Below are 18244 nucleotides of genomic sequence, written 5' to 3' on the forward strand. Positions count from 1 at the left end.
ACTTTTAATTAAGCCCATTTTGGATAATTTTTATTATAAAATCTAGAATTTTGACTTTTAAATAGTTTAAAAAATGTATAAATTTTAAACGTAAAAGCGAGTTTTAAGAGGCAAATTTAGCTAAATCGCCTCCTTGTGTGATTTTAAAAAGTCGTCCGACCCCCCCCCATTTTGTAAAAATACCTCATTAAATGCCGATTTTGGATCTTTTATATTAAATAAAAAATCAATAATACCCAAATACGGCACAAAATTTTTACCTTGTTGTTTGTAAATTGGGTGAGCAAAATTCAAATACTCTATTTTGATTTTATTATCGTTAAAAATTTGTTTTGAATGCTCGCTTTGGAGATAGTTTCTTGAACCCTCTGGCGAAAGATAGCTATCTGCGTTTAAACTTAAACAAATTTCAAGTAGCAAATCCTCACGTTTTGCGTTTGACAAATTTAGCTTACTAGCACGATAAATAGGAGTATAAATACCTAAATCACTCATAAATTTTTTAATAAGATTTATGTTAAAATCGGATAAATTTTCATTTACAAATAGCTCATTTTTTAAAAATTCAAAGTAATTTTTAAAATTTATTGATTTTGAGTAGGTGTGATGAATTGTATTTAAAATTTTCTCTCGCCATTTTGGTTCTTTTGATAGTAAAATATCGTTTATTTGGGTCTTTTGGGGAGATTTTTGACAGCAAAGAGATAAGAAAAACTCCTTATCATTTAGCTTAATTTTATTTCTACTTTGCCAGCTTCGCCTTTCAAACTGAACACTATCTAAGAATACAAATTTATCAACGCTTTTTATTATATAAAAATAGCCTAGCCAAGGCAAAAAAGTTGGTTGCATAATGGCTATTTTCATAAAATTCTCCCATAAATTACAATATCGCTATCGTTTATTAAATATTCATTTTTCATTATATTTGAACTCTCATAGGTTAAAATTTTAAAATCATTTAACGACAGCTCATTTTGCAAAATTTCAACTAATTCGTGCTCTTGGTAAAGCGTGTTTAAACACCCAGCCTCGCCAGTGATATCGTAGTCATCAGCCATTTTAAAGCAGTTTTTCTCAACCATTTTGCCAATGCCATATCTAAAATCCCTAATGCTTCTTGTCCTTAGAAAAAATAGTGCGTTTGGTTTGTAAATTTTATTCTCTTTTAATAGCCTTAAAAGCCTTATAAAATCGGCTCTTAAAAAGTAATTTATGACATTTGGGATTAGTAAAATATCGGCGTTAAAATTTGCATTTTTGCTCACAAAATCAAACATATCACAAGCGTGAAATTCATAATTTTTGTAGCCAAAGACGTTTTTAAAATTATATTCGCCATTTTGTATGTTAATCGGATTTATATCAACTCCAACACAGCGGTTTTCGTAGCTTGAAAACAGACTTAGGTTGTTGCCGTTGCTACACGCTAGTTCTAGGACGTTTTGATTTGTTAGATTTTGCAAACCATTTTTAAAGAAAAAGTTAATGATTGCACTATCTGGGAATTTTAGACCCTTTAAATTTTTATACATTTTTCTCCCTTTTAGTTGATTTTTCCGTAGATTATAATGTCGCTATCTTTGATATAAACGCCGTTTTTTACGTTTAAATTTTCGCTTGTTATGAGTGTGAAATTTCTAAGGTTTAATTTTTGTTTTAAAATCTCAACTAGCTCACTTTGACTATAACAAGCACAAATCAGCCCATTTTCGCCGCTAAATTCATCGCTATCTAACAAAAACGTGCCGTTTTCTATCATCTTACCAAGTCCGTATCTATGGTCTTTTGTGCTTCTTGCTCTTAAAAATAGCCTGCTACCCCCCCCATATCCTGATTTTGGCGTAGGTTTGATAAAAGCTCGGTAAAATCGTGCTTTGTAATGTAGTTTATAACGTTTGGGATTAGTAAAATATCGGCTTTTATGCCATTTGTGTTTCTTGCAAAATCTCTCATATCGGCGTTAATGAAGCTGTAATTTTTAAATTTATATATGTTTTTGAAGTTAAAATTTGCATTTTTTATATTTGTCGCGTCTAGCTCAACGCCGATTGTTTCGTATCCGTAGCTTGCAAAAAGCGAGAGATTGTTGCCGTTATTAGAGCCTAATTCTAGGACTTTTTGCGGTGTTTTATCAAGATTATTTTTAAAAAAATATCTAATAAGCTCGGCATCTGGATACTTAAATCCTTTTAAATTTTTAATGTAAATTTTATATCCTTTTTACAATTTGTTAAGCGGTTATTGTAGTTAAATTAATATTAAATTTAAATAAGAAGTGCTTTGGGGTGTTTGGGGTGTTTGGGGTGTAATTTAAGTTATTGTTTTTGTTTGGTAAAATTTACCAAAAGTGAGAGAATATAAAATCTAAGGTTTAACAGGGATAAAATTTAGCAAAGCACCAAGCCATTAAAATAAAATTTTTATTAAATTGTCTGTTTAGTGACTTGCTCGCTTTGGTGTGTGATTAGAATTGTTAGCAATTATCTGCTTTTATTGTCTAAATCCCGCCAAAACGGCGATTTTTGCCTTTAAATTCGCTTACGATTTTTGCTAATTCATCTTGGTTAAAATCAGGCCAAAGTGTGTCTGTAAAGGCGAGTTCGGCGTAACTTGCTTGCCAAAGCATAAAATTTGAAAGCCTTTTTTCGCCACCAGTTCTAACCAAAAGGTCAATATCAGCACTCTCATCAAGGGCGTTTGTGATAGAATTTTCTGAAATTTCGCTATTTTTTAATGAATTTATAACACGAACCAGCTCGTCACGACTGCCGTAATTTATCGCTAGGTTTAATTTTAGTTTATTATTTGTTTTAGTTAGCTCTTTTAGCGTTAAAATTTCAACCTTTAAATCATCACTAAAAGGCGTAATGTCGCCGATTGCATTAAAAAAAATCCCGTTTTTTACAAATTTTTCGCGTCTAGAGATTAGAAATTCTTTTAAAAGCTTCATTAAAAAATCAACTTCACTCTTTGGACGCTTCCAATTTTCGGTGCTAAACGCATAAAGGCTTAGAATTTCAATGCCATTATTTATGCAAAACTCACACATCGCCTCAACCGCCAACGCACCCACTTCGTGTCCTTTTGTGCGGATAAAGCCACGCTTTTTAGCCCATCTGCCGTTGCCGTCCATTATGATTGCTAGGTGTTTTAGTTCGTTCATTACTAGCCCTTAAAATCAATCAAATTTTCATTTTTACCTAAAAGTGGCAAGACATTTGAAATTTCTACATTTAGGTTAAACTCAGCACTTAACAAACTTGCTACTTTTTTAAATGGAGTTTTAATGCTTATTAAATTAGAAGCATTAAAAGTAAAAAGAAGCGGGGCAAAATTTGAAAAAACTAGGTAAATTTCACTATTTTTTGCCCCATTTTTTAGCTCAAAAATGCCAAAATTTTCATTATAAATAAATGGTATGTAAATGATACCTTTTGATAAAGCCAAAAGCATATTGCTAAATCCGCTAAATTCGTGCTTTGAGTTTGAGTTAATAAGTGCATTTTTTAAATAATTACTAAACCAAGCGGTATCTGGCTCGTTAATTAGCCTTTCAATCAAACTAAGCCCGTCGTTTAAGACAAAGCTATCAAATTTTGGCTTTTCTAAAAGGTTGCTAATTACGATATTTTGAGCGCCATTTTCAATTTCGCCCCAGTAGTTTTGCCCTACATTTAGCGATTTTACGCTTCTTGTGCTGATACTTTGGTTTGCAAATTTTAAGATATAGCGGTTAAATCCGACTTTCTCGCTTACAAGTATGCTAACTGGCAAAGATGTGTTTAAATGTATCGTTTTTGCCTGATTTGTGGCTACTTTTTGCACCTTTGAGATAGCATTTATCATAAATTACTAGCCAAATTTGCAATTTTTAAAGCGATATTTGACTTATCATCAAGCCCTAAATCAACGCTCTCATTTTGAGTGATAAATTTCACTTCGTTTTTATCGCTACCAAAGCCGTTTTGACTACCCAAAATATTTAAACAAACGGCGTTTAGCCCCTTGTTTTTTAGCATATCTTTGGCGTTTTGCTCTGCGTTTTGTGCGTTTGTTTCAAGTTTAAAGCCGATTTTTTGGCATTTAAAGCCTTTTAATTCGCTCAAAATATCTAAATTTTTAACAAGCTTTAAGCTCCACTCATCGCCAAGCTCTGATTTTTTAAGCTTACCGCTAAAAATTTTATCGCTTACGTAGTCACTAACCGCCGCGCTCATCACGAGCAAATTGGCATTTTCGCACTCATCTTTACAAAGTGATAAAAGCTCTTTTGTGCTTGTAAATTTACTGGTTTTATATGGCAAATTTTCATAAACTACGCTTGAAATTAGGCTGACATTGGCTCCTAAAAAATAAAATGCGTCCGCTAATGCCTTTGCCATTTTGCCACTTGAAAAATTGCTAATAGCTCTAACGTCATCAATCTTTTCACTCGTTGCGCCGCCAGTGATTACGACATTTTTGCCCTGAAATTTGGTCTCACACAATGCTCTTTTTACTTCGTAAATTATTGTATCTACGTCTGCTAACGCACCACGCCCAAGGTCGCCACAAGCTAGAATTTTAGTCAGTGGCTCAATGATTTTAACGCCATTTTGTCTTAAAATTTCAAAGCTTCTTTGTGTGGCGAAATTTTCAAGCATTTTGTTGTTTGCAGCTGGTGCGATTAGGATTTTAGCGTCGGTTGCAAGCAAAGTCTGCATAAAAACGCTAGTTGCGACGCCGTTTGCTAAGCAGTTTATCGTATTTGCCGAGGCTGGAGCGATTAGGACTAGGTCGGCTTTTGCGTATTCTATGTGGCTTACTTTATTTTGCCAGTCTTCATTGCCAGTGTATAAAATTGGGTGGTTTGTGAGTGCTTCAAAGCTTAGGGGATTTGTAAATTTTAATGCTCCGTCGCTTAGCATTACACGCACGTCAGCACCTAGTTTTTTAAGGCGTGAGAGTATCTCATAAGCCTTGTAAAACGATACCGAGCCACAAACTGCGAGCAGAATTTTTTTGTCTTTAAGCATTTTTGTGTCCAAAAAATTTATAAAAAAAGCCCTCTTTGTTTTGCTGTTTGCCCCTGCTAATGGCTAAGGCGCCGCTTGGCACGTCAGATGTTATTGTGCTACCAGCGGCGATTAGCACATCGTCGCCGATATTTACGGGCGCTACAAGCTGTGTGTCTGAGCCTATAAAGACGTTTTTGCCAATGATTGTTTTGTGCTTTTTTATGCCGTCATAGTTGCAAGTGATTGTGCCACAGCCGATATTCGTGCCACTTGCTATTTCGCAGTCGCCAAGATAGCTTAAATGTCCAGCCTTTACGCCGTCTAAAATGCCCTTTTTAACTTCAACAAAATTACCAATGTGCGTGTTTGTTATCTTGCTATCTGGTCTTATGTGAGCTAGTGGTCCGATGTCAGAGTGTGAAATTTCGCTACTCTCAACGACGCTACCACTTTTTATGTGGCTGTTTGTGATTTTACAAGCTCCGATTATGCTTACGTTTTCTTCTATCACGCACTCGCCTGCAAATTCCGCCCTTGCGTCAATGTAGATTGTATTTGCTAGACGCATTAAAACGCCTTGTTTCATTAAATTTTGCTTGATTTTATCCTGCATTAAACTCTCAGCAATGCTTAGCTGAAATTTGTCATTTATCCCCATAAAATTATGCTCACAAACATCGCTAGCAACGCAGTTTAAGCCAAGCTCGTTTGCGATTTTTATCGTGTCTGTCAGATAGTATTCATTTTGTGCGTTTTTGTTATCAATTTTTGGCAAAATAAGCTCTAAAATTTCACGCTTAAAGCAGTAAGTGCCTGCATTTACTCTTTTTATCTGCTTTTGGGCTTCGTTTGCGTCTTTTTGCTCTATTATGCCAGTTACTTTGCCGTTTTCTTCAATCACTCTGCCATAGCCAAAAGGATCATCTGCTATAAACGAACTCATCGCTATATCAGCGTCTATCTCGCATAAATTTCTAAGCTCATCAGTCGTGATTAAGGGCATATCGCCACAAGTTACAAGCACCTTTTTACCGCTAAATTTCACGCCCTTTAAAGCCCCAGCGGTGCCCGGATAGTTTTTTAAATCCTGAGTGTAAATTTTAGTATCTTTAAACTCATCTAAAATGTGCTTTTCTATCAGCTCTTTTTGATGAAAAAGCACGACGCTAACGTCATTTGTAAGCTCATAAGCACGAGCTAAAACGTGTCTAATCATACTCACACCACTTAGCTTAAACATAACCTTTGGCGTATCTGACTTCATTCTCGTGCCAAGCCCAGCGGCTAGGATAACTACTGAAATTTCACTCACTTTTTTGCCTTGTTGTTTAAAATTTTGGCTAGGATTTTATCAGATTTTTAACTAAAAACTAATAAAATACAACCCTATTTTAAAATTAAGTGAGCGAGTATGGATTTAGGAACCGTTGTCGGCTGGGTGCTAACTATGGTCTTGTTGCTTGGGTCTATGGCGATTGGCGTTGGTATTGGACCTTATATTGATATCCCATCTGTGATGATTGTTTTTGGTGGCACAATTGGTGTTTTAATGGTCGGCTTTAAAATGGAGACCTTAAAGGGCATTGGTAAATTTTACGGCATTGCCGTTAAACCGCCACAAATTAACCTACCAGAAACAATAAAAAAGATAGTTGATTACTCCACAAAGGCAAGGCGTGATGGAATTTTAGCCCTTGAAAGTGATGTGAATAACGAGCCAAATTTATTTTTAAAAAAAGGGCTTTCAATGGCTGTTGATGGCAACGAGCCTGATGCGATTAGGGCGTTGCTTGAAATTGACATAGACCAGACAAATTCAAGGCACGGCGCAAATATTAAAATTTTTGATCAAATGGGCGGATTTGCCGGCGCTATGGGTATGATAGGGACACTTATCGGTCTTGTTGCTATGCTTATGAATATGTCAGATCCTAGTGCCATTGGTCCTTCAATGGCGGTTGCACTTCTTACGACACTTTATGGGGCGATGATAGGTAATATTTTAGGTGCTCCGGTAGCAAATATCCTATCAATACGAAATGACGGCGAAATGTTAGAAAAACAGATAATCTTAGAGGGCATAATGTCAATCCAAGCAGGAGATAACCCACGAACGCTTGAAAGTAAGCTTCTTTCTTATCTAGCACCAAAAGATAGAAAATCTCAATTTGAGCAGTAAATGGCAAAGCTAATAAAACCAGAAGATTGCCCTAAATGTATGCCAGGTTGGCTTGCCACTTTTGGCGATCTTATGTCGCTTTTGCTCTGTTTTTTCGTGCTTTTGCTCTCAATGAGCACAATGGACGCTAAGAAATTTGAAACAGCAGTTGGCTCGCTAGCTGGGGCGTTAAGCGTTTTAGAGGGCGGTGCTAGACCAGAGGTGCAAAACGAGCAAGAGACCGAGCTTCAATCACGCATAAAAAAAGAGAAAATTCAGTCAAAATCACAAGATGAAATTTCACAAGCCGTAAAGGCGATAAATGAGCTTTTAAACGCATCTGGCTCGCCTGAGGTGACATTAAAAGACAGCGAGGATGGCTTTATTATTAGGCTGCCAGCTAGCCTGCTTTTTAAGCAAGGCAGTGCTGAAATTTCAAACGATGATGCAAAATTATTCTTAAAACGAATAGCGATGATAGCAGCAAAACTAGCCCCAGAGGTTGATTTAGATGTGGTCGGACACACAGATAGCACTATGCCGGATATAAACTCAATCTATAAAGATAACTGGCAACTCTCATCAGCACGTGCTATAAGTGTAGTTTCTGAGCTTTTAAGGGACGGGGTTGATGCAAAAAGGCTAATCGCCTCTGGCAGGGCTTCGTTTGAACCAGCCGTTTTAGGCAGCAGCGACGAGGCTAATATCCAAAATAACAGGGTTGAGATACGCTTTGTTTCGCTTGATAAGGATAAAAAAGAGGCGACTAGAAAGAGTGTGCTTGATGAGAGCGTGAGATGAGAATTTTTGCTTTGATTTTTGTCTTTGGCGTGTCGGTTTTTGCAGCCGATAATGTCCAAATCCCAACGATAAATTTAAGCCTAAGCGCACCTGAAAGCCCAACCCAGCTGGTAACCTCACTAAACGTCCTAATCGCCCTAACAATCCTAACCCTAGCGCCGGGACTTATCTTTATGATGACTAGCTTTTTACGCCTTGTCATCGTGTTTTCATTCTTAAGGCAAGCTATGGGCACACAGCAAATGCCACCTTCTACGCTTTTAATCTCACTTGCAATGGTGCTTACATTTTTTATAATGGAGCCAGTTGCTAAACAGGGCTACGAACAGGGTGTAAAGCCCTATTTAGCCGAGCAAATCGGCTACGAACAAGCCTTTACTAACGCCGTAAAGCCGTTTAAAGAATTTATGCTAAAAAACACGAGAGAGAAGGATTTAGCACTATTTTTTCGTATCAGAAATATGTCAAATCCAGCTAACATTGATGAGGTCCCGCTTAGCATTTTGGTTTCTGCTTTTATGATAAGCGAGCTAAAAACTGCCTTTGAAATTTCATTTTTGCTCTACCTGCCGTTTTTAGTCATTGATATGGTCGTAAGCTCCGTGCTTATGGCTATGGGTATGATGATGCTACCGCCAGTTATGATCTCGCTGCCGTTTAAGCTCTTAATCTTCGTGCTTGTTGATGGCTGGAATTTACTGGTGGGCAATCTCGTAAAAAGCTTTCATTAATGTTTAGAATTCTCATAATTTTTGTTATGGTTTTGCCACTTTTTAGCCAAAATTTAGCAAATATCATAAAACTAGCTTACCAAAATGATTTGGTAAAAATCAAAGAGCAAGAAATTTTAAAATCATCGCTAAAAAAAGAGCAGTTAGACAGCCAGTATCTGCCCCAGCTCACGCTTGGTGGTGGCTATGAGAGGCGAGATAAAGATAACTTTTTAATCTCGCCAAAAGAGGCTAGGGCAGTTTATGCTAGGCTTGAATACCTGCTTTTTGACGGCTTTAAAAAAGAGGCTAGGCGTGAAATTTTAGATAGCGAAAATCAAAAGGATTTTTTAAAGAGCGACGAGTTTAAAAATGAGCTTGCATTTTTGCTAACCACGCTCTATTTTAACGCCGTTTTAACAGATAATCTAATCAACGCAAAAATTTCACAAAAAGAGTATTTAAACAACGAGCTAAAACGCCTAAATGCCCTAAAAAACGCTGGACTTGCCTCAAACGATGAGCTTAGCCTGATTTTAGCAAAATCTCATCTAGCACAAAGTGAGCTTCTATCTTTAAAACAAGATAGGCTTAAAATTTTAAACGAAATTTCGCTTTATGCAAATGAAAATTTAGATAGCCTAAATGTTTCAAGTCTAAAAATGCCAGATTTTGATAATTTAGCTCAAAATTACGAGCTAAAAGGGCTAGAAATTGATATTAAAAAGAGCCAAAGTGCCATTGATGAAGCCAAAAGTAGCCACTATCCACGCATTTTTTTAAGCAATAAATTTTCGGTTTATAAAAATAGATTTGATGATATAAATGAGCCGTTTAGAAGCTATGCTGGGCAGTTTTTTAACCAAAAAAGGTCAGAACAAAACGAATTTATGCTCGGCTTTGAGTGGCTTATTTTTGACTTTTTTGCCACTTCAAAGGGCGTTCAAATCGCACAAATTTCGCAAAATCAAGCCATTTTAAACCTAAATCACAAAAAACGTGAAAATGAGATTGAGCTTAAAAATTTACAAAATGAGATAGAAATTTCACGCCAAAAAATCGCTGCAAACGAGCTTTTTGTCAAGGCAGCAGACACCGCTTTAAGCTCAATTAGCAAAAAATATCACGCTGGACTTGTTGGTTATAGCGAGTTTTTACTTGCACTTTTAAACGACTTTGACGCTAAGAGTGCCTTGGCGTTTTCACAGAGCGATTTTGAGATAAAAAAGGCTAGGTATTACCTAAAAAGTGGCATTGAAATTTTAAAAAGGATAGATGAGTGAGAAAAGTTTTCGTGCTTTTTTGCGTTTTAAAGTGCATTTTTGGCGATGAAATTTACGCTGATTTTAATGTCGTGGCGGATAAAAAATCAGAGCTTGTTTTTGAAATTTCTGGTGTTGTGAATGCTATAAATGTTGATGTTTCAAGTGTTGTAAAAAGGGGCGAAATTTTAATCGCACTTGATGATAAAGATGAGCAAATCGCCCTAAAAATGGCAAAAAACGCACTTGAAAATGCAAAAAATGCACTAAATTTTGCAAAAAGCACGCTGGATAAATTTGTGCTTGTAAAAGATGAAATTTCAAAGTTGGAATTTGAGCGCGTAAATTACGAATACAAAGAGGCACTTTTGGCAAAAAATCGCGCTGAAATTTCTATTTTGGAGCTAGAAAATAAAATAGAGAAAAAACGGCTTAAAGCCCCATATGACGGCATTATTACGCAAAAAAATGTTGAGATTGCAAGTGGGGTTGTAGCACTTAATCAAAAGGTTTTAGAAATCATTGCCTACCCAAAAGTTAGGCTGGTTTTAAACATTGATGAGAGCTTTTTGGGTTGCGTTAAAAAGGGCGATTTGTTTAAATTTAGACTTGATGACATAGATAAAACGGCAAAAATTTCGTTAATTTATCCGACAATTAATGAAAAAACGAAAAAATTTAGAGCCGAAGCGATGAGCGAAAATTTAGAGGTCGGACGATACGGCGAGGGGTTAATTGAGTGTATAAAATAGCGATAAATCGCCCAATTGCCACGCTTATGCTCTTTATGGCACTCGTGATTTTTGGGCTTTTTGCGATTAAATCAATGAGCGTAAATCTCTTCCCCGAGATTGAAATTCCGCTCGTTAAAATCACCACTCACGCAAACGGCGACAAGGAGTTTATAAACTCAAAAATTACAAAAAAGCTTGAAGATGAAATCAGTGGTATTAGCGGGATAAAAAATCTAAATTCTTACAGCTACAACGGACTTAGCGTGATTTTGATTGAGTTTAATTTAGATAAAAACATTGAGGTTGCCCTAAATGATGTCAGGGATAAAATTTCAAAGGCAAACCTAGCTTTTAAGAGTGTAACAGAAAAAATCAGTGCTGCAAATGAGCCGATTTTTAGCGTTTTTATAAGCAGGATTGATGAGAATAAAACGGCTTTAATGCAGGATATTGATAACGTGATAAGAAACCATTTAGAGCGTGTAAATGGGGTTTTAGGCGTTGATGAGGTCGGATTTTTAAAGCCAGTGGTTGATGTGAAATTTGATAACTTTTTGCTAAATAAGTTTGATCTAAACACCGCTGAGATTTCAAACATAATCGCCACGCAAAACCTAAAAACCCCGCTTGGCAAAATCAAATCAGATGAGAGCCAAACGCCCATAATTTCGGACTTTGACGCTAAAAATTTAGATGAGTTAAGGCAGATTAGGCTAAAAAATGGCGTGTTTTTAAAAGATGTAGCCAGTGTTGATTTTGCAGGGCTTGATAGCGATACATTAGCGATTTTTGGGGGTAAAAGCGGAGTTTTGCTTGAAGTTAAAAAGCAGAGCTTTGCAAATACGCTTGAAGTGATAAAACGGCTTAAAATTTCACTTGAAAATTTAGTTAAAATTTTGGATAAAAATTATCAAATAAGCGTGGTTTATGATAAGAGCGAGCTTGTTTTAAAGCACGTAAAACAGGCTAGTTTTGATATGATTTTAGGCATTTTTTTAACGGCACTCATCGTATTTTTATTCTTACGAAATTTAAGCGCTACAATCATTGCAACAATTGCCGTGCCAATTAGCATTATTGGGACGTTTTTTATAATAAATTTGCTCGGTTTTGACATAAATCGCTTGACACTTGTTGCACTAACGCTTGGCATTGGCGTTTTTATTGATGACGCTATTGTTGTAATTGAAAATGTTACAAAAAAGCTAGACACGCAAAACAACGCACTTATGGCTAGTTTTTTAGGCGTTAAAGAGATAGCGTTTAGCGTCCTTGCTATCTCTGCTGTTTTGCTCTGTGTTTTCGTGCCGATTGCCTTTATGCAGGGCATTGTTGGGCGGTATTTTTACTCATTTGCTTTAAGCGTGGCTGGTGGCGTGGTGGTGTCGTTTTTTGTCTGTATAATGCTAACGCCAACGCTTTTAGCACGTTTTTTAACGACAAAAAAGGGTAAATTTTTCGTGCTTTCTGAGCCATTTTTTGCTAAGCTTGATAGCTTTTATGAGCGAATTTTAGAGCTTGTTTTAAGGTTTAAAAAGAGCTTTTTGCTCATCTCTTTTTTGATTTTTGCCTTTTGTTTATCGCTTACTTTAAAGGTCGGAGGCGACTTTATGCCAAGTGAAGATAACAGCGAATTTAACATATTTTTTAAAGCCGACCCAAACATTAGCGTAAGCAAAATGAGTGAGCGTTTAGAGCCGATTTTAGCTAAGATTAACGCCGATAAAAGGGTGGATAAGGCGTTTTTATTAATCGGCTATGATGATGCAAAATCAGCCTATAAAGCCAAAATTTACGTTCATTTAAAAAGCCTTAATGAGCGAAATGATAGGCAAAAGATAATTATGAGCGAGTATAGAAATGCCCTGAAATTTAGCGATTTAAACGTGAGCGTGGCTTCTTTGCCAGTCGTTGATGTTGGCGATAACGAGCCATTTTCGTTAATTATCAAGGGCGATGATTTTGCTAAACTTGATGAAATTTATGCCAAAATCAGGCAAGATTTAATGAAATTTGGCGGTGTTGTGGATATTAAAAGTCCAAACGAGGATAGAATTTATGAGATTTCACTTAGCCTAAATAGGCAAAAAACAAAGCTTCTTGGCATAGATGAAAAAGCGTTGGCAGATACGATAAATTCGTCGTTTTCGCAGGTTTTAGTTAGCATTTTTGATGATGGGGTAAATCAATATGATATCGCCGTTAGCCTTGATAAAAAAGACAGCATTGACAGGCTTAAAAATTTAAAGGTAAAAAACAACAAGGGCGAGAGTTTTATGCTTAGCGACTTTGCGACCTTTACAAAAAAGCGTGAAATTTTACTAATCCCACGCCATAACCGCCAAAATCAGCTAAAAATCCTAGCCAATCTTGATAATAGACCGCTTGGCGATGTGGCTTCGTTTATATCGCAAAATTTAGAGTTGCCTAGTGGTTATAGCTATCAGTTTTCAGGGCAGGTTGAGCTTATGCACGACACAAACAGGGCGTTTGTATTTACGATTTTGCTTAGTGCTGTGCTAATTTATATGATTTTAGCTGCACTTTATGAGAGTTTTATTTTGCCGTTTGTGATTATGCTTTCGCTGCCACTTGCCTTTGCTGGGGTTGGGCTGGGGCTGTTTTTAAGCTCAAATTCATTTAGCCTTTTTGTTATGGTTGGGGCGATTTTGCTCTTTGGTATGGTCGGTAAAAACGCCATTTTACTGCTTGATTTTGCAAATAAATTCGCAAAAGAGGGGCTTAGTCCGGATTTGGCGGTTAAAAAGGCTGGTGTAAAAAGACTTCACGCCATTTTAATGACAACATTTGCTATGATTTTTGCGATGCTCCCACTTGCACTTTCTCGTGGGTCTGGATACGAGGCAAACTCGCCAATGGCGACGGCGATTATTTTTGGGCTAATTAGCTCTACTATCCTTACACTCCTTGTCATACCTGCACTATTTAGCACGGCTTACTGGCTTGATAGCTGGTTTAGAAAATTTTATGAAAGAGAGGCGATTTAGTGAAAAATTTAGCTCTTGTTACACTTATTTGGGCATTTAGTTTTAGTCTTATTGGCGAGTATTTAGCTGGTAAGATTGATAGCTATTTTTCGGTATTTGTGCGAGTTTTATTTGCCTCTTTGATATTTTTGCCATTTACGAAATTTAAAGGCATTAGCGTGAAATTTGCACTTAGAATTATGCTTATTGGTGCGGTGCAAATCGGGCTAATGTATCTATTTTACTATAACTCATTTTTGTATCTTAGCGTGGCAGAGGTTGCGTTATTTACGATATTTACGCCGTTTTATGTTACGATTGTTTATGATTTGTTTAGCCTGAAATTTAGACCGCTTTATCTAATTAGCGTTGGCGTGGCTGTTCTTGGTGCTTTGGTGATAAAATTTTCAGGGCTAAATGGCGATTTTTTAAAGGGATTTTTGCTAGTTCAAGGGGCAAATTTATGCTTTGGGGCAGGGCAGAGTGCTTATAAATTTCTGCTTGAAAAAGAGCCGTTAATTAATCAAAAGCAAATTTTTGGCTACTTTCATTTTGGTGCGTTTTTTGTGGTGCTTTTTGCATTTTTAGCCTTTGGCAATTTTGATAAGATTAGCCCAAATTTAACTCAAATCATCGTTCTTTTTTGGCTTGGCGTTGTCGCTAGTGGGCTGGGATATTTTTTGTGGAATAGCGGTGCAACGCTCGTTGATAGCGGTGTTTTAGCTATTATGAATAACGCCCTAATCCCAGCAGCAATCATCGTAAATTTATTCTTTTGGTATAAGCCAACCGATGTGTTTAGGCTGATTTTAGGAGCGGTTTTGCTTTATGCCTCTTTGCTAATTCATAAGAGAATTATGAAAATTTATGAGAGTAAATAGCTCTTAAATGTTACTTTTTGTAAAACTCTAAAAATTTATTTTTTATTGCCAAAAATTTACTTAAAATTCATAAATGCCCAAAAATAGGGCAGTTTTTATAAATTCTCATCTATTTTTAGTTTAAAAACTATTTAAAAAAAATTTTTAATTTTTTTATTTTTAAATTTCACAAAGCTTTTTTTAATAGATTTTAACTCGTAAAACCACATTAAGGAGAATTTATGGGCTACACACAGGTGTATGATCCGCTCTCAAATATCTTTTTGAGTGCGTTAGTTGCAGCGTTGCCGATATTTTTATTTTTGGTTTCGCTTGTTGTTTTTAAGCTTAAAGGTTGGCTAGCGGCGTTACTAACCGTAACACTAAGCTCACTCATTGCGATACTATTTTATAAAATGCCAGTGTCGCTTACGCTAATGAGCTTCACGCAGGGCTTTTTAACAGGGCTTTGGCCTATCGCTTGGATTATTTTAGCGGCGATTTTTCTTTATAAACTTAGCGTTAAATCGGGCTATTTTGAAATTCTAAAAAAGAGCATTATGAGCATTACGCCAGATCACAGAATTCAGGTTATCTTAGTCGGCTTTTGTTTTGGTGCGTTCTTAGAAGGTGCGATAGGTTTTGGTGCACCAGTTGCCATTTCAGCAGCACTTTTAATGGGGCTTGGACTTCGTCCGCTTTATGCAGCCGGACTTTGTATGATAGCAAACACCGCACCAGTGGCGTTTGGAGCGGTTGGAATTCCTATCATCGCACTTGGCAAGGCTGTTGGCGTTGATCCAAACCTAATCTCAAAGCTTTCAGGCTATATGTTGCCACCGATTGCCATTTTTGTGCCGTTTTTTATCGTATTTTTAATTGACGGCGTAAAGGGCGTAAAAGAGACGTTTTTACCGATTTTAGTCGCTGCTTCTAGCTTTGCAATTACGCAGTTTTTAACAGCTGTCTATCTTGGACCAGAGCTACCAGATATCACTTCGGCACTGGTTTCAATCTCGCTAACAACGATATTTTTAAAATTTTATAAGGTTAAAAATGTATTTAGGTTTGACGGGGCGACCGATTTTTCAAACACCGAAAAAATTCCAACAAAAGAGCTGGTAAATGCGTGGCTGCCGTTTGTTTTCTTAATCGCTTGTATCGTGGTTTGGGCGATACCGGCTGTAAAAACTGCACTTACTTCGTTTAACATCGCCTTTGAGCTACCTATGCTTCACAAAGCTGTCATTGAAGTAGCGCCGATAAAGGCAAAAGATACGGCAATTGCGGCGATTTATACTTGGGATATCTTAAAAGCCACTGGCACAGCGATACTTTTAGCTGCTGTTTTAACGATTTTTGCTTTAAAATTAAAAACGCAAGTGGTAATCGGTGCTGCAAAAGAGACCTTTAATGAGATGATGATACCTATTATCACCGTTGGACTTGTTGTGGCTTACGCTTCAATTGCAAAAAACAGCGGACAAGCCGCAACTATGGGCTTAGCAATGGCAAACACTGGCGGTGCGTTTGCGTTTTTCTCGCCGGTTATTGGCTGGCTTGGGGTGTTCTTAACTGGCTCTGACACTAGCTCAAACCTGCTTTTTGGTGCTTTACAGCAAGTTACGGCAAATCAGCTTGGCATTAATGAAGTCATATTTTTAGCCGCAAACACCGTTGGTGGCGTGGTTGGTAAGATGATAAGCCCTCAAAGTATCGCAATCGCTTGTGCGGCTGTCGGACTTGTGGGTCGCGAGAGTGAGTTGTTTAAATTTACATTAAAATACTCGTTAATTTTCATAATTTTAATGGGTATTTGCACTTGGTCATTTGTGAATTTATTCCCATCGCTAATCCCAGCGATTTAAAAATTTTAAGCCAAAATAGCCTAAATTTGGGCTGTTTTGGCATTTTTTATTTTCTTAAATCTAAATTGCAAAAACCCCTAAATGTTACGATTTTACACACTTAGCTGTTTAAATAATATATAATTTAAATTTACTTTGTAGCTTTTTAGGTTTTTAAATTACAATCTAACTGAAAAGAAAAAAACTTAACAAAGGAGAAAGGCTATGCACTCATTTTTAGCTTTCTTGCCTATCATCGTTATTTTGGTGATGATGATAGGTTTTAAGCAGAGCTCAAAGCTCTCGCTTAGCGTGGCTATGATTTTATCAGTAGTCATTTCATTTGGTGCATTTAATGTAAATGCTGACCCAACAAGCATTAGCGCTTATGTTCTTTACGGCTTTTTAAAGGCGTTTGACATCTTAGTCATCATTTTTGGTGCTATTTTGATTCTAAATACCTTGAAATTTTCAGGCGCTATGCAGGTTATAAACAACGGCTTTAACCAAATCTCAACCGACCGCCGTGTGCAAGTAATCATCATCGGCTGGGCTTTTGGTGCGTTTATTGAAGGAGCAGCTGGATTTGGCACGCCAGCAGCACTAGCAGCACCGCTACTTGTAGGACTTGGCTTTCCAGCACTATCAGCTGCACTTGCTACGCTTATTTTAAACAGCTCGCCAGTTAGCTACGGTGCTGTTGGCACACCGACTTTTGGTATCCAAACAACCGTGCAAAAGCTAGTTGAAGCGGATGGACTAAATTTAGGCGAATATATAAACACCGTTAGCATTTACACAGCCACAATCCACTCAATCGGAGCGATGATTATCCCATTTTTAGTGGTTTTGATGATGACAAAGCTCTTTGGTAAAAATAGAAGCTTTAAAGATGCTTTTGGCGTTCTGCCTTTTGCGTTATTATCATCAGTCGCCTTTGTCGTGCCTTACTTTTTAGCGGCAAAATTTACTGGCATTGAGCTACCAGCCCTAATTGGCGGACTTGTTTCGCTTGGAGTTTTGGTTTTAGCTGCAAAGAAAAATTTTCTAACACCAAAAGACAACTGGGATTTTGCACCACGTGATAGCTGGGCTGACTACTGGATAGGCTCAACACAAAATGAAACACAGCAAAACACAGCCACCGCTCAAAGCGCCAAAATGTCGCTATTTATGGCGTGGTTACCATATATTTTAATCTCTGTGATTTTGGTTCTTACAAGAATTCCAGCACTTGGATTAAAGAAAATCTTGCTTGGTTTAAAACTAAGCTTTGAGCCGATTTTTGGGGTTTCTGGCACGGCTTACAGCTTTGCTTATGGCTATTTGCCGGGCATTATCCCATTTATCTTAGTTGCTATAATTACAATCGTGCTTCACAAGATGAAATTTGAAGAGGTAAAAACTAGCTGGTCGCTGACATTTACACAGGTTTCAAAGGCTGCTATACCGCTTGCTGCTGGTTTAGCACTCGTGCAGATTATGCTAAATGTTGGCGTTAAGGTAGATAGTGAAGACTACTCAATGCTAAAACTAATGGCAAAATTCTTTGCTGATGTTTCAGGTCAGGCTTACGTAGTGGTCGCACCTTTGGTTGGTGTTTTAGGCTCGTTCTTTTCAGGCTCAAACACCGTTTCAAATTTCTTATTTGCCGGACTTCAATACGAAACGGCATTTTTAGTTGGACTGCCTACACAGGTTATCGTTGCGCTTCAAAATGTCGGCGGAGCGATAGGCAATATGGTTTGTATAAACAATATCGTCGCTGTGTGTGCTACGGTCGGACTTCTTGGTAAGGGCGAGAGTAGGTTGCTTACATATAATATATTGCCTTGTTTGCTTTATGTTATATTAGCAGTTTGTATCGGTATTATATTACTTTAAA

General features: G+C 37.1%; 17 protein-coding genes. 9 read left to right on the forward strand and 8 right to left on the reverse strand.

What is annotated here, in order from left to right:
* Positions 1-120: 120 nt before the first annotated feature.
* The 8 genes from NYG85_RS01470 to glmU form a co-directional block, all read right to left on the reverse strand.
* Complete coding sequence (locus NYG85_RS01470) at positions 121-867, reverse strand: WbqC family protein (protein WP_284936573.1); 747 nt, start codon at positions 865-867, stop codon at positions 121-123.
* Entirely contained in the window at positions 864-1535 is a 672-nt protein-coding gene (locus NYG85_RS01475) for a class I SAM-dependent methyltransferase (protein WP_284936574.1), read from the reverse strand. Before NYG85_RS01475 ends, NYG85_RS01470 begins: the two co-directional genes overlap by 4 nt.
* Before the next feature lie 11 nt (positions 1536-1546).
* Positions 1547-1762 carry a hypothetical protein gene (locus tag NYG85_RS01480; protein ID WP_284936575.1) on the reverse strand — a complete coding sequence of 72 codons (216 nt, stop codon included), beginning with the start codon at positions 1760-1762 and terminating at the stop codon, positions 1547-1549.
* A 41-nt stretch (positions 1763-1803) separates the two neighbouring features.
* On the reverse strand, positions 1804-2211 hold the full coding sequence (locus NYG85_RS01485) for a class I SAM-dependent methyltransferase (RefSeq protein WP_349252793.1): 408 nt from the start codon (positions 2209-2211) through the stop codon (positions 1804-1806).
* A 289-nt stretch (positions 2212-2500) separates the two neighbouring features.
* Positions 2501-3166 (reverse strand): polyprenyl diphosphate synthase, encoded by a 666-nt coding sequence (uppS, locus tag NYG85_RS01490; RefSeq protein ID WP_284936576.1) that lies wholly within the window; start codon positions 3164-3166, stop codon positions 2501-2503.
* 2 nt (positions 3167-3168) lie between these two features.
* Positions 3169-3849 (reverse strand): hypothetical protein, encoded by a 681-nt coding sequence (locus NYG85_RS01495; protein ID WP_284936577.1) that lies wholly within the window; start codon positions 3847-3849, stop codon positions 3169-3171.
* The gene (coaBC, locus tag NYG85_RS01500; RefSeq protein WP_284936578.1) at positions 3846-5018 is read right to left on the reverse strand and encodes a bifunctional phosphopantothenoylcysteine decarboxylase/phosphopantothenate--cysteine ligase CoaBC; all 1173 of its coding nucleotides are present in this window, start codon (positions 5016-5018) and stop codon (positions 3846-3848) included. Before coaBC ends, NYG85_RS01495 begins: the two co-directional genes overlap by 4 nt.
* Positions 5011-6312, reverse strand: coding sequence for a bifunctional UDP-N-acetylglucosamine diphosphorylase/glucosamine-1-phosphate N-acetyltransferase GlmU (gene glmU / locus NYG85_RS01505; RefSeq protein ID WP_284936579.1), 1302 nt, complete (start codon positions 6310-6312; stop codon positions 5011-5013). The genes coaBC and glmU overlap by 8 nt, the downstream gene beginning before the upstream one ends.
* A 99-nt stretch (positions 6313-6411) precedes the next feature.
* Between glmU and NYG85_RS01510 the strand changes: the two genes are divergently transcribed.
* The 9 genes from NYG85_RS01510 to NYG85_RS01550 all read left to right on the forward strand — a co-directional run bounded on the left by NYG85_RS01510 (position 6412) and on the right by NYG85_RS01550 (position 18243).
* The gene (locus NYG85_RS01510; protein ID WP_284936581.1) at positions 6412-7179 is read left to right on the forward strand and encodes a motility protein A; all 768 of its coding nucleotides are present in this window, start codon (positions 6412-6414) and stop codon (positions 7177-7179) included.
* Positions 7180-7959, forward strand: coding sequence for a flagellar motor protein MotB (locus tag NYG85_RS01515; protein ID WP_284936583.1), 780 nt, complete (start codon positions 7180-7182; stop codon positions 7957-7959). It begins immediately after the preceding gene.
* Positions 7956-8690, forward strand: a complete 735-nt coding sequence (gene fliP / locus NYG85_RS01520) for a flagellar type III secretion system pore protein FliP (protein ID WP_284936584.1) — start codon at positions 7956-7958, stop codon at positions 8688-8690. Before NYG85_RS01515 ends, fliP begins: the two co-directional genes overlap by 4 nt.
* A complete protein-coding gene (locus NYG85_RS01525) occupies positions 8690-9952 on the forward strand; it encodes a TolC family protein (RefSeq protein WP_284936586.1) in 1263 nt (420 codons plus the stop codon). The genes fliP and NYG85_RS01525 overlap by 1 nt, the downstream gene beginning before the upstream one ends.
* Positions 9949-10683, forward strand: a complete 735-nt coding sequence (locus NYG85_RS01530) for an efflux RND transporter periplasmic adaptor subunit (RefSeq protein ID WP_284936588.1) — start codon at positions 9949-9951, stop codon at positions 10681-10683. The genes NYG85_RS01525 and NYG85_RS01530 overlap by 4 nt, the downstream gene beginning before the upstream one ends.
* Positions 10671-13673: an efflux RND transporter permease subunit gene (locus tag NYG85_RS01535; protein WP_284936589.1), complete on the forward strand. Its 3003-nt coding sequence runs from the start codon at positions 10671-10673 to the stop codon at positions 13671-13673. The genes NYG85_RS01530 and NYG85_RS01535 overlap by 13 nt, the downstream gene beginning before the upstream one ends.
* Positions 13673-14533, forward strand: a complete 861-nt coding sequence (locus tag NYG85_RS01540) for an EamA family transporter (RefSeq protein WP_284936590.1) — start codon at positions 13673-13675, stop codon at positions 14531-14533. Before NYG85_RS01535 ends, NYG85_RS01540 begins: the two co-directional genes overlap by 1 nt.
* A 221-nt stretch (positions 14534-14754) precedes the next feature.
* A complete protein-coding gene (locus tag NYG85_RS01545; protein WP_284936591.1) occupies positions 14755-16380 on the forward strand; it encodes a lactate permease LctP family transporter in 1626 nt (541 codons plus the stop codon).
* A 204-nt stretch (positions 16381-16584) separates the two neighbouring features.
* Positions 16585-18243: an L-lactate permease gene (locus tag NYG85_RS01550; RefSeq protein ID WP_284936592.1), complete on the forward strand. Its 1659-nt coding sequence runs from the start codon at positions 16585-16587 to the stop codon at positions 18241-18243.
* The last annotated feature ends 1 nt before the right edge of the window (position 18244 follow it).

Origin of the sequence: Campylobacter gastrosuis (assembly GCF_030249845.1) — a bacterium.
GTDB lineage: Bacteria > Campylobacterota > Campylobacteria > Campylobacterales > Campylobacteraceae > Campylobacter_A > Campylobacter_A gastrosuis.

What these genes read in the sequence shown, in the direction of transcription:
- NYG85_RS01525 (WP_284936586.1), top strand. Translation starts at nt 8,690, where the DNA reads ATGTTTAGAATTCTCATAATTTTTGTTATGGTTTTGCCACTTTTTAGC.
- coaBC (WP_284936578.1), bottom strand. Translation starts at nt 5,018, where the DNA reads ATGCTTAAAGACAAAAAAATTCTGCTCGCAGTTTGTGGCTCGGTATCG.
- NYG85_RS01480 (WP_284936575.1), bottom strand. Translation starts at nt 1,762, where the DNA reads ATGATAGAAAACGGCACGTTTTTGTTAGATAGCGATGAATTTAGCGGC.
- fliP (WP_284936584.1), top strand. Translation starts at nt 7,956, where the DNA reads ATGAGAATTTTTGCTTTGATTTTTGTCTTTGGCGTGTCGGTTTTTGCA.
- NYG85_RS01515 (WP_284936583.1), top strand. Translation starts at nt 7,180, where the DNA reads ATGGCAAAGCTAATAAAACCAGAAGATTGCCCTAAATGTATGCCAGGT.
- NYG85_RS01475 (WP_284936574.1), bottom strand. Translation starts at nt 1,535, where the DNA reads ATGTATAAAAATTTAAAGGGTCTAAAATTCCCAGATAGTGCAATCATT.
- uppS (WP_284936576.1), bottom strand. Translation starts at nt 3,166, where the DNA reads ATGAACGAACTAAAACACCTAGCAATCATAATGGACGGCAACGGCAGA.
- NYG85_RS01470 (WP_284936573.1), bottom strand. Translation starts at nt 867, where the DNA reads ATGAAAATAGCCATTATGCAACCAACTTTTTTGCCTTGGCTAGGCTAT.
- NYG85_RS01495 (WP_284936577.1), bottom strand. Translation starts at nt 3,849, where the DNA reads ATGATAAATGCTATCTCAAAGGTGCAAAAAGTAGCCACAAATCAGGCA.
- NYG85_RS01510 (WP_284936581.1), top strand. Translation starts at nt 6,412, where the DNA reads ATGGATTTAGGAACCGTTGTCGGCTGGGTGCTAACTATGGTCTTGTTG.
- NYG85_RS01550 (WP_284936592.1), top strand. Translation starts at nt 16,585, where the DNA reads ATGCACTCATTTTTAGCTTTCTTGCCTATCATCGTTATTTTGGTGATG.
- NYG85_RS01545 (WP_284936591.1), top strand. Translation starts at nt 14,755, where the DNA reads ATGGGCTACACACAGGTGTATGATCCGCTCTCAAATATCTTTTTGAGT.